General features: G+C 43.0%; 12 protein-coding genes. 11 read left to right on the top strand and 1 reads right to left on the bottom strand.

The window, feature by feature from the left end; all coding sequences use genetic code 11:
* Window positions 1–12: 12 nt before the first annotated feature.
* The 9 genes from lpdA to MHH37_RS12370 all read left to right on the top strand — a co-directional run bounded on the left by lpdA (window position 13) and on the right by MHH37_RS12370 (window position 11,644).
* The gene (gene lpdA, locus MHH37_RS12410) at window positions 13–1,422 is read left to right on the top strand and encodes a dihydrolipoyl dehydrogenase (RefSeq protein WP_342573328.1); all 1,410 of its coding nucleotides are present in this window, start codon (window positions 13–15) and stop codon (window positions 1,420–1,422) included.
* Between the two features lie 20 nt (window positions 1,423–1,442).
* Window positions 1,443–2,456: a thiamine pyrophosphate-dependent dehydrogenase E1 component subunit alpha gene (locus MHH37_RS12405; RefSeq protein WP_014823493.1), complete on the top strand. Its 1,014-nt coding sequence runs from the start codon at window positions 1,443–1,445 to the stop codon at window positions 2,454–2,456.
* A complete protein-coding gene (locus tag MHH37_RS12400) occupies window positions 2,456–3,439 on the top strand; it encodes an alpha-ketoacid dehydrogenase subunit beta (RefSeq protein ID WP_008404210.1) in 984 nt (327 codons plus the stop codon). Before MHH37_RS12405 ends, MHH37_RS12400 begins: the two co-directional genes overlap by 1 nt.
* Before the next feature lie 72 nt (window positions 3,440–3,511).
* Window positions 3,512–4,864, top strand: a complete 1,353-nt coding sequence (locus tag MHH37_RS12395; protein WP_342573327.1) for a dihydrolipoamide acetyltransferase family protein — start codon at window positions 3,512–3,514, stop codon at window positions 4,862–4,864.
* 126 nt (window positions 4,865–4,990) lie between these two features.
* Window positions 4,991–6,673: a methylmalonyl-CoA mutase family protein gene (locus tag MHH37_RS12390; RefSeq protein ID WP_342573326.1), complete on the top strand. Its 1,683-nt coding sequence runs from the start codon at window positions 4,991–4,993 to the stop codon at window positions 6,671–6,673.
* Complete coding sequence (scpA, locus tag MHH37_RS12385; RefSeq protein WP_339262261.1) at window positions 6,670–8,820, top strand: methylmalonyl-CoA mutase; 2,151 nt, start codon at window positions 6,670–6,672, stop codon at window positions 8,818–8,820. Before MHH37_RS12390 ends, scpA begins: the two co-directional genes overlap by 4 nt.
* Window positions 8,821–8,822: 2 nt before the next feature.
* Window positions 8,823–9,905, top strand: coding sequence for a methylmalonyl Co-A mutase-associated GTPase MeaB (gene meaB, locus MHH37_RS12380; protein ID WP_342576251.1), 1,083 nt, complete (start codon window positions 8,823–8,825; stop codon window positions 9,903–9,905).
* Window positions 9,906–10,169: 264 nt separating this feature from the next.
* Window positions 10,170–10,610 (top strand): BrxA/BrxB family bacilliredoxin, encoded by a 441-nt coding sequence (locus MHH37_RS12375; protein WP_008404201.1) that lies wholly within the window; start codon window positions 10,170–10,172, stop codon window positions 10,608–10,610.
* 77 nt (window positions 10,611–10,687) lie between these two features.
* Entirely contained in the window at window positions 10,688–11,644 is a 957-nt protein-coding gene (locus tag MHH37_RS12370) for an aromatic acid exporter family protein (protein WP_014823497.1), read from the top strand.
* A gap of 192 nt (window positions 11,645–11,836) precedes the next feature.
* Here the strand turns inward: MHH37_RS12370 and prli42 are convergent, their stop codons facing one another.
* Window positions 11,837–11,932 carry a stressosome-associated protein Prli42 gene (gene prli42 / locus MHH37_RS12365; protein WP_008404197.1) on the bottom strand — a complete coding sequence of 32 codons (96 nt, stop codon included), beginning with the start codon at window positions 11,930–11,932 and terminating at the stop codon, window positions 11,837–11,839.
* Between the two features lie 205 nt (window positions 11,933–12,137).
* Here prli42 and mce point away from each other — a divergent pair, with 205 nt between their 5' ends.
* Window positions 12,138–12,551 carry a methylmalonyl-CoA epimerase gene (gene mce / locus MHH37_RS12360; protein ID WP_008404195.1) on the top strand — a complete coding sequence of 138 codons (414 nt, stop codon included), beginning with the start codon at window positions 12,138–12,140 and terminating at the stop codon, window positions 12,549–12,551.
* 2 nt (window positions 12,552–12,553) lie between these two features.
* Window positions 12,554–14,122: an acyl-CoA carboxylase subunit beta gene (locus MHH37_RS12355; RefSeq protein WP_342573321.1), complete on the top strand. Its 1,569-nt coding sequence runs from the start codon at window positions 12,554–12,556 to the stop codon at window positions 14,120–14,122.
* Window positions 14,123–14,216 lie beyond the last annotated feature (94 nt).

The raw sequence follows: 14,216 nt of genomic DNA, 5'->3' as shown, positions 1-14,216 counted from the left end.
GGGGTGTCGGTTATGGCAAAAGATTATGATGTCGTTATTTTAGGCGGAGGCACAGGCGGTTATGTAGCCGCGATCCGTGCGTCACAGCTAGGATTGAAAACGGCAATCGTCGAAAAAAATAAAATGGGGGGTACATGCCTGCATGCGGGCTGTATTCCGACAAAAGCATTACTCCGAAGTGCGGAAGTATATGTGCAATCAAAAAAGGCACTTGATTTTGGGGTGGAAGTAAACGACGTCAAAATCGACTTTGAACGTGTCCAACAAAGAAAGGCTACCGTTGTCGATAAACTTTACAAAGGCGTTCAGCACTTGATGAAAAAAGGGAAAATTGATGTATATGATGGTTTCGGCCGTATTTTAGGACCATCTATTTTCTCTCCGATGCCAGGTACAATCTCGGTGGAAATGAATGATGGCACAGAAAATGAGATGCTTGTGCCGCAAAACGTCATCGTTGCGACCGGTTCTCGCCCCCGTACATTGGACGGTTTGAAAGTTGATGGGAAAAAGGTGTTCACGTCAGATGAATTTCTGACGATTGAAAAGCTTCCGAAGTCAGCCATTATTATCGGTGGTGGTGTAATCGGTGTCGAGTGGGCGTCAATGCTCACTGATTTTGATGTCGAAGTCACGATCATAGAGTTAGGTGACCGTCTGCTGCCGACTGAAGATGCAGCAATTTCAGCGGAGATGCTGAAATCTTTGAAAAAGCGCGGAGTGAACGTTCATTTCAATGTAAAACTCGATCCTTCGGCAATTGATACAAAGGAAAATGTATCGCTTCAAGTAAATGATGAAACCATTTCAGCGGAAGCACTTTTACTTTCAGTTGGAAGGGTAGCAAACACGTCAAATATCGGCTTGGAAAACACAGAAATCGAACTGAACAATGGATATATTTCAGTAAACGAACATTTCCAGACGAAAGAACGTCATATATATGCTATAGGAGACGTCATCGGCGGTATGCAGTTGGCACATGTTGCTTCACATGAAGGAATTCGTGCTGTCGAACATATTGCGGGACAGAATTCGATTCCTCTACATTATGCAAATATTGCACGAGGCGTCTATAGTAATCCGGAAGTCGCAAGTGTCGGACTTACAGAAGAGCAAGCGAAAAACAACGGATATAAAGTTGTGACAACGACATTCCCGTTTAAAGCGATCGGTAAAGCGATTGTCTATGGTGAAACAGCAGGCTTTGTGAAAGTAGTAGCTGATGAAAGTTCGAATGATGTTGTCGGCGTCCATTTAATTGGACCGCATGCAACGGATTTAATATCTGAAGCTGCACTAGGTTTGTTTTTAAATGCCTCGCCATGGGAATTTGGACAGATGGTGCATTTGCATCCTTCATTAAGCGAAATCATTGGGGAAGCCGCGCTGGCGATTGAAGGGAAAGCGATTCATTTTTAAGAGTGACAAGGGGGTATTTTATGACTGACATTACAACAATAACACATGAACAACTTGGGTTAACGGATGAAGAGGTACTGAAAATGTACGAAACGATGTTAATGGCACGCCGCATTGATGAGCGGATGTGGCTGTTAAACCGTGCAGGAAAAATACCGTTTGTTATTTCATGCCAAGGACAAGAGGCAGCTCAAGTAGGTGCTGCCTTTGCCCTTGATCATACAAAGGATTATATTGCGCCGTACTATCGTGATATGGGGGTTGTCCTTCATTTTGGGATGACGGCAAAAGATTTAATGCTTTCGGCGTTTGCGAAAGCGGAAGACCCAAACTCTGGCGGGCGTCAAATGCCGGGACACTTCGGGCAAAAGAAAAATCGTATACTTACGGGTTCTTCTCCTGTAACGACACAAGTACCGCATGCGGTCGGTGTCGCACTTGCAGGGAAAATGCAGCAAAAGGACTTTATCACATTTGTAACACTCGGTGAAGGTTCGTCAAACCAAGGAGACTTCCATGAAGGGGCAAACTTTGCGGGAGTGCATAAATTGCCGGTTATTATCATGGTAGAAAACAACCAATATGCCATTTCTGTTCCGGTTGAGCGACAACTGGGCTGTGCACAAGTATCTGACCGTGCAATCGGCTACGGGATGCCTGGTGTAACGGTAGACGGCAAAAATCCGTTGGAAGTATACAAAGTGGTGAAAGAAGCGGCTGATCGTGCTCGACGCGGTGAAGGGCCTTCACTGATCGAAACGGTATCGTTCCGACTGACAGCCCATTCTTCTGATGATGATGATCGTCAATATAGAACAGCTGAGGATATTGCAGAAGGAAAAGCAAAAGACCCGATTATTTTATTTGAAACATACTTAAAAGACTGTGGTGTAGCAGACGATGCGTTATTGGAACAAATGAACAAAAAAATTATGGATACTGTCAATGAAGCGACAGATTATGCAGAAAATGCAGCTTATGCCCCGCCAGAACATGCATTGCGTTTTGTGTATGCGGAAGGAGAAGATGCGTAATGCCGGTAATTTCTTATATTGATGCGATTAACTTAGCAATGAAAGAAGAAATGGAGCGAGATGACAGTGTCTTCGTATTAGGTGAAGATGTTGGGTTGAAAGGCGGGGTGTTCAAAGCGACAACAGGCCTGTATGACCAATTCGGGGAAGCGCGCGTATTGGATACACCGTTAGCTGAAAGTGCGATTGCCGGTGTTGCAATCGGTGCAGCGATGTACGGCATGCGTCCAATTGCTGAAATGCAGTTTGCGGACTTTATTATGCCTGCTGTAAACCAGATTGTTTCGGAAGCGGCGAAAATCCGTTACCGTTCAAACAATGACTGGAGCTGTCCTTTAGTTGTGCGTGCACCATTTGGTGGGGGAATTCATGGTGCCCTTTATCACTCGCAATCGGTTGAAGCAATGTTTGCAGGTACTCCTGGCTTGAAAATTGTCATTCCGTCCACACCGTATGATGCGAAAGGGTTATTAAAAGCAGCCATTCGCGACCCAGATCCGGTTCTGTTTTTCGAGCATAAACGTGCATACCGTCTTATTAAAGGGGAAGTGCCGACAGATGATTACACATTGCCGATCGGAAAAGCCGATGTGAAGCGTGAAGGCGATGATGTGACAGTTATTACGTACGGCCTTGCAGTACATTTTGCATTGCAGGCAGCAGAGCGTCTAGCAAAAGACGGTATCGAAACGCACATTTTAGATTTACGTACTGTTTACCCGTTAGATCAAGAAGCCATTATTGAAGCTGCGAGAAAAACAGGGAAAATTCTACTGATTACTGAGGATAATAAAGAAGGCAGCATTATGGGTGAAGTGGCGGCCATCATTGCGGAGCATTGCTTATTTGAACTGGATGCACCGATCAAGCGCCTCGCAGGTCCGGATGTTCCCGCAATGCCATATTCACCTACAATGGAAAAGTTCTTTATGATTAATCCTGATAAAGTAGAAAAAGCAATTCGCGAACTCGCAGAATTCTAGTTAATAGAATTGGGGTTGTATAAGAATCCTAAATAAACAGCAAAGGCCTATTAGTTAAAGGGGGATTGTTTAATGACAATTCAAAATATCGTCATGCCGCAACTTGGAGAAAGTGTGACAGAAGGTAAGATTGAACGCTGGCTTGTCCAAGTGGGAGATAAAGTAAATAAATATGATCCATTAGCAGAAGTAACAACAGATAAAGTTAATGCCGAAATCCCTTCTTCGTTTGCAGGGGTAATTACAGAGTTAATCGCAAACGAAGGTGAAACGTTGCCGGTAGGCGCGGTTGTATGTGCAATTGAAGTGGAAGGCTCCGAAATGCCGCCAGCTCCAGTTGAAAAAAGCTCGAATGTCAGCTCAGCAATTCTAAATGCCGGCTCACAGAAGAAAGAAGAAGACAAACCGGCAGCGAAAAAAGAAGACAAACCGGTGCGCACAGAACGCAAGCCGGGTCGTTTTTCACCTGCAGTTTTAGCATTGGCAAATGAACACGATGTCGACTTGGCCCAAATTACCGGCACAGGTGTCGGCAATCGGATTACAAGAAAAGATGTTGAAGCATATGTTGCGGCAGGTAAGCCGACAAGTCAGGATATTTCGAATGACGAACAACCAACAGCATTTGCTGAGCCAAAACAGGAAGCGTCAGCACAAGCGTCCACGCAAGGCGAGACACAAGCACCGGCGTCTCAGCCGAAACAAGAGGTTCCAGTTGCTGTTGGAGACATTGAAATTCCAGTTACACAAGTGCGTAAAGCAATTGCAAAAAATATGCTACGCAGCACACATGAAATTCCGCATGCATGGATGATGATGGAAGTGGATGTGACAGAGCTTGTTGAATACCGCGACAGCATTAAAGAAGATTTCAAGAAAAAAGAAGGATTTAATCTGACGTATTTTGCATTTTTCCTAAAAGCGGTCTCCCAGGCGCTAAAAGAATTCCCGATCATCAATTCTGTTTGGGCGGAAGATAAAATTATTCAAAAGAAAGATATTAATTTATCGATTGCTGTAGCTACTGATGATGCATTATTCGTGCCGGTTATCAAAAATGTCGATGAAAAATCGATTAAAGGCATTGCGAAAGAAGTTCATGAATATGCACATCTTGTACGCAACGGAAAACTGAAATTGGAGCATATGCAAGGTGGTACATTTACAGTCAACAATACCGGATCATTTGGTTCTGTTCAGTCAATGGGCATTATCAATCATCCACAGGCAGCTATTTTGCAGGTGGAAAGTATTGTAAAAAGACCTGTAATAGTACAGGGAAATATGATTGCTCCCCGCTCTATGGTGAATTTATGTTTATCATTAGATCATAGAATTTTAGATGGTATGATTTGTGGGAAATTCTTATCTCGTGTGAAAGAAATTCTCGAAAATGTCGATAAAGAGAAGATGTCAGTCTACTGAAAATGCCGTGAAAGCCTGTAAAATAAGGCTTTCACGTTTTTTTTCTCTTTATTGTCAGAACATTCTCGTGTAAACTATAGTACAGAAATATAACAAGGGGGGAAGCTACTTAGCGACCACATGTCAATGAATATGAAAGAGATCGAATTTCAATCAGTCAGCTATGAGCAGTGGAAGGAAGAAGCGGTTAAGGCATTAAAAGGAAAACCGTTTGAATCCTTATTTACAAAGACAATTGAAAATATCACGCTTGACCCACTTTATACAGAAGAAAGCTTAATCGAAAAATTGGGAGACCAACTGGAGAAACAAGTATCAACAATACGTACTTTAACACAACAGACGAGCTTCACTGTTGCACAGCAAATTGCAGGCCAAGATGCAGCCAGCTTTTTTGCCAATATCGAGGATAGCTTATCGCGGGGCAATGAAATGATTACAATCAACAGCCCGATTGCATTTGACTGGTCTGAACAAGACAGCGAAAAACTCGCTTCTTATTTATCGGAAAATTCATTTAAATTTATCGTCGCTTCTGCTGAAGATGCAGTGCTGGATGTATTCAAATATATTGACGAAGCTAAACGTAAAGAGGTTATAGGCTATATTGTTTCACCTGAAACAATAGAATTAGCTAACTATCCAAACGTCCGCACGTTTTGTGCAAATACGATTCCATTCCATAATGACGGCGCTAATGCGGTACAAGAGCTTGCTATTGCGCTTGCACAAGCAGCTAAACTTGCTAATACGGTAGAAGATTTTAAAGCATTTGAACAGAAGTTTTTCGTACATTTCGCTGTCGATACACAATTCTTTGCAGAAGTAGCAAAACTTCGTGCCTTCAAAGTATTATGGAAAGCGTTTGCTTCAGCATTCGGCAATGAAGCAAGCGCTGTCCCGGTCGTAGTGGAAACTTCGGTACGCAGCTTCTCGAAATATGATGTTTATGTAAATTTATTACGTGCAGGCAATGAAGCATTCTCAGCGGCAATCGGTGGTGCAGATGTTATTACGGTACATCCGCATGATGCATTGACAGGTGTGACAGGTCAGTCGGTCCGTATTGCGCGCAATGTCTCCCTTGTGACGAAAGAAGAGTCGCATGTAACAAATGTAATCGATCCATCAGGCGGTTCGTACTTTATCGAATCATTAACAGCAGACTATGTAAAAGAAGCATGGGCACTGTTTTTGGAAATCGAAATTGCTGGTGGATTGGAAGCATACGGCATCAATGCTCATATTGAGGAAGTGTATGCGACACGCATGAAGCAAGTGGAAACACGCAAGCATTCATTAATCGGTACAAATATTTATGCAAACCCGCAAGATGGGGTAGCAACTAGTGAAAATGCTCAATTTGCAGGTGTAAAACGTCTTGCCATTCCATTTGAAAACCTGCGTGCTACTTATGCACAAACTGGCATCAAAGCAGCGATTTTAACATTCGGCGAGCTGAAAAATTATAAGCCGCGCGCAGATTTTGTACAAGGATTCTTTGCGACAGCAGGCATCGTCGCATACCAAACAGCAGGCTTCCAAACAATTGAGGATGCAACAACTTGGCTGGCAAGTGCAGACTATGACTATGTAGTAGTAGCAGCAACGGATGAAGATACAAAGGCCATTATTCCGGCATTACTTGAAAACAAAAAGCAAACAGCTGTATTGGATGCAGCGGGTAAATATAAAGAAGAAGAAGCGGCGTGGACTGCAGCAGGCTTAAACGGCTTTATTTATGCAGGTCAAAACATCGTTGAAAAGCTATCGGATGTCGTGATGAGCGTGAAGGGGGTACAACAATGAGCAAAGCAAATTTCGCAACAGTTGTCATTGAAGATGTATTAAAACAAGAGCAACTTACTTCTACAGGCTCGTACGTCACAAATGAAGGCATTGAAGTAAATTCGGTTTACAATAAAGAAGATATTCAAGATGCAAAACATTTAAAAGATGTGGCTGGTATCGCGCCGAATACACGTGGCCCATACCCGACAATGTATGTAGCGCGTCCGTGGACAGTACGTCAATATGCAGGTTTCTCAACTGCGGAAGAATCAAATGCTTTTTACCGTCGTAACTTGGCAATGGGTCAAAAAGGGCTTTCAGTAGCATTCGACTTGGCAACACACCGCGGTTATGACTCGGATCATCCTCGTGTAACAGGGGATGTCGGAAAAGCCGGCGTTGCAATCGATTCAGTTGAAGATGCAAAAATTTTATTCGACGGCATTCCACTTGATCAAATGTCGGTATCGATGACAATGAACGGTGCAGTATTACCGATTCTTGCATTCTACATTGTTGCAGCAGAAGAACAAGGAGTATCGCCTGATAAATTGGCCGGTACGATCCAAAACGACATTTTAAAAGAATACATGGTACGTAACACATATATTTACCCACCGGCAATGTCGATGAAAATCATTGCAGACATTTTTGAATATACGGCGAAATTCATGCCGAAATTCAACTCGATTTCCATTTCGGGTTACCATATTCAAGAAGCGGGTGCGACAAATGATATCGAGCTTGCGTATACATTGGCAGACGGTCTTGAATATGTACGTACAGGTTTAAAAGCAGGTATTGACATTGATGCATTTGCACCGCGTTTATCGTTCTTCTGGGCGATCGGTATGAACTATTACATGGAAGTTGCGAAAATGCGTGCAGCACGTCGCATTTGGGCACAAATGATGTCTACATTCAATCCGAAAAACTCGAAGTCTCTTGCATTGCGTACACACTCGCAAACATCAGGCTGGAGTTTAACGGAACAAGATCCATTCAATAACGTAACACGTACATTGATCGAAGCGAACGCGGCAGCGATGGGCCATACTCAGTCGCTTCATACAAACGCACTGGATGAAGCAATTGCTTTACCAACGGACTTCTCTGCTCGTATTGCACGTAATACTCAGCTTTTCCTGCAAGAAGAAACAGGAATGACTAAAGTAATCGATCCATGGGGCGGTTCGTACTATGTAGAAAAACTGACAGATGAGCTGACAGAAAAAGCATGGGCATTAATCGAGGAAATCGAAGCTCTTGGCGGAATGGCAAAAGCGATCGAGACAGGACTTCCGAAAATGAAAGTTGAAGAAGCAGCGGCAAAACGCCAGGCGAAAATCGACTCAAAAACAGAAACGATTGTCGGTGTAAACAAATACCGTCTTGCTGAAGAAGATCCAATCGACATTTTAGATATCGACAATGCGATCGTACGTGAATCACAAATTGCCCGCCTTGAAAAAATGAAGGCAACACGTGATGAAGCAGAAGTGCAAAAACATTTAGCACGCTTAACGAAGGCGGCTGAAGACGGCTCTGAAAACTTATTGGCCGTTGCAGTGGATGCAGCAAGAGCACGTGCATCATTAGGTGAAATTTCGGATGCGATTGAAGCAGTATCTGGCCGTCATAAAGCGGTTATCCGTTCAATTTCAGGTGTCTACTCTGCAAACTTCTCTGATGATGAAATGATATCAGAAGTGAAGCAAATGACAGAAGACTTCCTGGAAGCAGAAGGTCGCCGTCCACGTATTTTAGTGGCGAAGATGGGGCAAGACGGACATGACCGTGGTGCGAAGGTTGTTGCAACTGGTTATGCGGACTTAGGTTTCGATGTCGATATTTCTCCATTGTTCATGACACCAGAAGAAACAGCACAAATGGCAAACGAAAACGACGTACACTGTATCGGAGTATCTTCTTTAGCTGCGGGTCATAAAACATTAGTGCCTGAACTTGTAGCTGAATTGAAGAAATTAGGTCGTGAGGACATTATCGTCATTTGCGGTGGGGTAATCCCAGCTCAAGACTATGAGTTCCTATATGAAGCAGGTGCAGCGGCTATCTTCGGGCCAGGTACTGTGATTCCAGTATCGGCAATTCGCATTATAGAAGAAATTTATAAAAAGTTAGGTTATGAGGAAGTGGCAGAGTAGTGATGCCACAAGACGAGAAAAGCGCTTTATTTGTCATGGATGGTGTGAAGGGTGGTCATGATGGTATGAGCTATTCAAACCCAAAGAAATTCCGTAAAAAAAAGCAGGAAGCACTTGATTTACAGACGCTGGCTGGCGAAGTGCGTGCGGGTAATCGTACTTCGCTCGCTAAAGCGATAACGCTCATTGAAAGCTCGAACAATGCCCATAAAGAAGAAGCACAGAAGCTGCTGCAGGAGTTATTGCCTTTTACGGGCAATTCAATCCGTATTGGCATCACCGGTGTACCGGGTGCGGGGAAAAGTTCGTTTATTGAAGCATTCGGTACGATGCTGTGCAAAATGGGCAAGCGCGTTGCGGTTCTTGCAATCGACCCGAGCTCGTCGCTTTCAGGCGGCAGTATTTTAGGGGATAAAACCCGGATGGAAGAACTGGTGCGCCAGGAAAATGCATTTGTCCGTCCTTCGCCGAGTGCCGGTACATTAGGCGGTGTCCATAAAAAGTCCCGCGAAACAATGCTATTATGCGAAGCAGCAGGCTATGACGTCATTTTGATTGAAACAGTCGGTGTCGGTCAAAGTGAAACGTATGTGCGCGGCATGGTCGACTTCTTCCTGCTGCTAGTCTTAACAGGTGCGGGAGATGAGCTTCAAGGGATGAAGAAGGGCATTATGGAGCTTGCAGACGGCATTATCGTTCATAAAGCGGATGGGGACAATGTGCGCCCTGCACGCCGGACAATGCAAGAATTCAAGCAGATCCTTCATTTCCTTCAGCCATCTACTCCTGGCTGGCTCAGTACGTCACTGACCGTATCGTCCCTTGAAAAAAAGGGGCTCGACAAAGTATGGGATATGCTGATGGAATTTGAGCAGACGATTAAGCAATCGAATTATTGGACGACACGTCGCCATGAACAAACGCGCGACTGGTTCCATACAATGATTACCGATCATTTAATAGATTCGTTCTATAATAATCCGGAACGTAAAAAGCAGGTCCGGTCACTTGAGGAAGAAATATTGCATGGCCAGCTAACGGTTACACAAGGGGTTAATGCATTATTTGGCGAAAAAAATGAATAAATCAATTACGCCTTGGCGTAATTGTGTCCAGATTTTTTGAGTTTGGACCCACACGTAGTGGGTCAGTCAGCCGTTCGCATGATGCGACGCTTTTAGGCTGGAAACCTCTATAATTCCTTTAAAAAATCTGTGACATCTGCCGGAGGCTTATTTTCATTCAGCGGGAGTTTCCGCTGAATGAAAATAATGATAATCAAGAGTCTTTGCACATCTTTCGTAACCTTGCTATGATAAAAAGGAACATAGAAAGGGGCTAAAAAGCTTATGAACATGGATTATGATTTATTTATGCAACAAATTACAACGACTGCACGTGCAGAGATGGAAGCAGCAGGTTATGAACAACTGCGCACTCCGGAAGATGTGGAAGCAGCGTTTGCTCGTAAAGGAACAACTCTTGTTATGGTGAATTCTGTATGTGGCTGTGCTGGCGGTATTGCACGTCCTGCAGCAACACATGCTGTACATTATGATAAACGTCCTGACTATTTAGTAACAGTATTTGCTGGTCAAGATAAAGAAGCAACAGCAGCTGCACGTTATTATTTCGGTGAAGATCACATTCCATCATCACCATCATTCATATTATTGAAAGATGGACAAGTTGTAGGAGAAGTTGGCCGCTTTGAAATCGAAGGACATGACCCAATGAGCGTTGTAACAAACCTTCAAGGTCACTTCGAGGAAAACTGCGAAGAAATCTAATACTAATAGAGTTATTGTGTAACGGGTGCGTATTGAACGTACCCGCTGCACACCTATAACGGGGGAGTTCAACCGATATGAAGAAATTTTCAATCGGCTATCGTACATTAAAAACAGCCATTGGTGCTGCTGTTGCGATAGCAATTGCCCAATATTTTGATTTGCAGTTTTTCACGGCAGCTGGTATTCTGACGATTTTAAGCATTCAACCAACAAAACGTAAATCTCTCCATGCAGTGTATACCCGGATTGTTTCAACATTTATCGGGATCGCTTATGCATTTGTATTTTTCGAAATATTCGGTTATTCACCGGTTGTTTTGGGAGTTGTCATGATTCTTTTCATTCCGACAATCGTTTCGCTGAGAGTTGTGGAAGGTTTTATCTCAAGTTCGGTTATTATGATGCATATTTATTTGACCGCCAATTTTACGGCAGATTTGCTAATTAATGAGTTTTACTTAATGGCAATCGGTTATGGGGTTGGTTTAGTCGTTAATATGTATATGCCGGATATTCAACAAGGCCTGTATTACCACCGTGAGAAAATGGAGTCGTTATTGAAGAAAATTCTTGCAGAAATTGCAGGGTATCTAAGAGATGGCGATACATTATGGGACGGTCATGAACTGATTGAGGCGGCGAAAGTGGTCGAAGCAGGAAAAGCACTGGCATTCCAAGATGTTGAAAACCACGTGACTCGTAAAGAAAATACATATTACTTGTATTTTGATATGCGTGAAAGACAGCTGGAAATTATTGAGCGCGTGTTGCCGAAAATTACTTCACTGCCGGTAATGACGGAGCAGGCTACTTTAATTGCAGCGTTTATGGAAGACTTGAGCGAGCACGTCCATTCAGGTAACACAGCAAGCCGCTTTTTGGAAAAGCTCGATAAAGTAAAAGAAGAGTTCGCCAAAATGCCATTGCCAACCGATCACGAAACATTCCTCGCCATGGCGGCATTGTACCAGTTTATTGAAGAAATGGATGAATACCTGGTCATCAAGCAATCGTTCAAGGGGATGAAATAATACGGAACATGATGGGACGGCAACTTTTGATTTAAATGCAAATTGATTGGAATGAAGGGGAGGCGACTCCAGCGGGAACAGCCCGAGGGAGAGACTACAGGCTCGAGCCGGGCCCGCGGAAAGCGTCCGACCCGGAATGGAAATCAACTTCAGAAACCGGGTGAATTAAAAAAATGGATGCATAAACATCCATTACATAATTGCTGCGACACCCATTGCAACAGTTGAGATTAACATAATAACAACCATTGAATAAACGACTATTTTTTGAAACTTTTTGTTGCTCATTCTTTTCGCTCCTTCAATATGAACTAGTACTAGTTTATCAAATTTGAAGGAATTCTCAAGTACATTAGATTTTACATTTTCGAAATTTTAAAATTTTTTTATCGGGATTCCAAATACCCAATAAAAAAAGAAGCCTCCAACAGATGTCCGGACACGCTTCAGATGTGGAGGAATTAATAATTTTATTCAAAAGGGAGTCAGTACCGTGGAAAAAGTGGATCATATCGGCATTGCCGTTCGTAATATTGAAGAACGTATTACATATTACACAGAAACGCTAGGCTTGAAATTATTAAAGATGGAAGAAGTAGAATCACAGCAAGTAAAAGTTGCTTTTATCGATGCAGGCAATGTAAAAATTGAGCTGCTTGAGCCAATGAGTGAAAAAAGCGCGATTCATGGATTTTTGGAAAAGCGCGGAGAAGGCATTCACCATGTTGCATTCGGCGTAACTGGTATTCGTGAGCGCATGGCTGAACTTCGTGACAAAGGTGTACGATTATTATCTGAAGAGCCGGGACCAGGTGCTGGCGGAGCAGAAGTAGCATTTTTACACCCGAAAGACTCATATGGTGTACTTTACGAATTATGCGATAAAAGCGGAAAAGGGGATAAATAACGATGACAACAATGACAGTAACTCCAGATATGTTTGATAAAATTAATGAGCTTTATGACCGTAAAGAAGCAATCCAGCTTGGTGGCGGAGATGCGCGTATCGAAAAGCAACATGAAAAAGGGAAAATGACTGCCCGTGAACGTATTGATATGTTATTGGATGACGGGTCATTCGTTGAAATCAATCCTTTCATCACACACCGTACTGTTGACTTTGGTATGGATAAACTGGAAGGTCCTGGTGACGGCGTAGTTACTGGTTTCGGTAAAATCAATGGCCGTAATGTATATCTATTCGCACAAGACTTCACAGTATTCGGTGGTGCGCTTGGTGAAATGCATGCGAAAAAAATCGCAGCGGTAATGGACTTGGCAGCGAAAAACGGTACACCATTTATTGGTATTAACGATTCTGGCGGTGCGCGTATTCAAGAGGGTGTATTATCTCTTGACGGATACGGTCATATTTTCTACCGTAACTCAATCTATTCTGGTGTTATTCCGCAAATCTCGGTAATTATGGGTCCATGTGCTGGTGGTGCCGTTTATTCACCAGCGATTACTGACTTTATTTTAATGGTTGATAAAACATCTCAAATGTTCATTACAGGCCCTAAAGTAATTGAAACAGTAACGGGTGAGAAAATTTCTGCTGAAGGCCTTGGCGGATCTAAAGTGCACAATGCAACTTCAGGAAATGCCCACTTCCGTGCTGAGAACGAAGAAGCTGCAATTGCGCAAATTCAGCAATTACTTTCTTACTTACCACAGAACAACCGAGAAAAAGCACCAAAACTAGCTGCTCCAGAAGGCGATAACTTCCGTTCAGAGCTTGTTGATGTGGTACCGATTGACCAAACAAAATCTTATGATGTTCGTAAAGTAGTAGAGCAAGTAGTAGATGAAGGTTCATTCATGGAAGTGCAAAAAGAATTCGCGAAAAACATCGTTGTTGGTTTTGCACGTATCGCGGGAGAATCAGTTGGTTTAGTATGTAACCAGCCGAAGTTCTTAGCGGGCGGATTAGATATTGATTCATCTGATAAATTAGCTCGTTTCGTACGTACATGTGACGCATTTAACGTGCCTGTTATTACATTTGAAGACGTATCCGGCTTCTTCCCGGGTGTTAAACAAGAACATGGTGGGATTATCCGTCATGGTGCGAAAATTTTGTATGCTTACTCAGAAGCAACTGTACCGAAAATTACAGTTATTTTACGTAAAGCATACGGCGGTGCATACGTAGCATTGAACTCAAAAGCAATCGGCGCGGATTTAGTATTTGCTTGGCCGAATGCGGAAATTGCAGTAATGGGTGCTGCTGGTGCGGCAAACATCATTCATGCAGGTGAAATTGCGAAATCGGCTGATCCGGAAGCAACACGAGCAGCGAAAATTGAAGAATACAAAGAAAAATTCGCTAATCCATATGTAGCGGCATCACGCGGTATGGTTGACGATGTTATCGATCCACGTGAAACACGTATCAAGTTAATTCAAGCATTGGATATGCTATCAACAAAGCAGGAAGACCGTCCATACAAAAAGCACGGGAACATTCCTCTATAATGTTTAATTAAAGTATTTTAAGAAACATCTCTTAAATGATTTGTATACTATACAATCATTTTTGAGGTGTTTTTTGTTTTTAAAAGTTCAGAAG

Source organism: Solibacillus sp. FSL K6-1781 (assembly GCF_038630735.1).
Taxonomy (GTDB): Bacteria; Bacillota; Bacilli; order Bacillales_A; family Planococcaceae; genus Solibacillus; species Solibacillus silvestris.
This window is presented reverse-complemented; position numbering and strand designations above follow the sequence as displayed.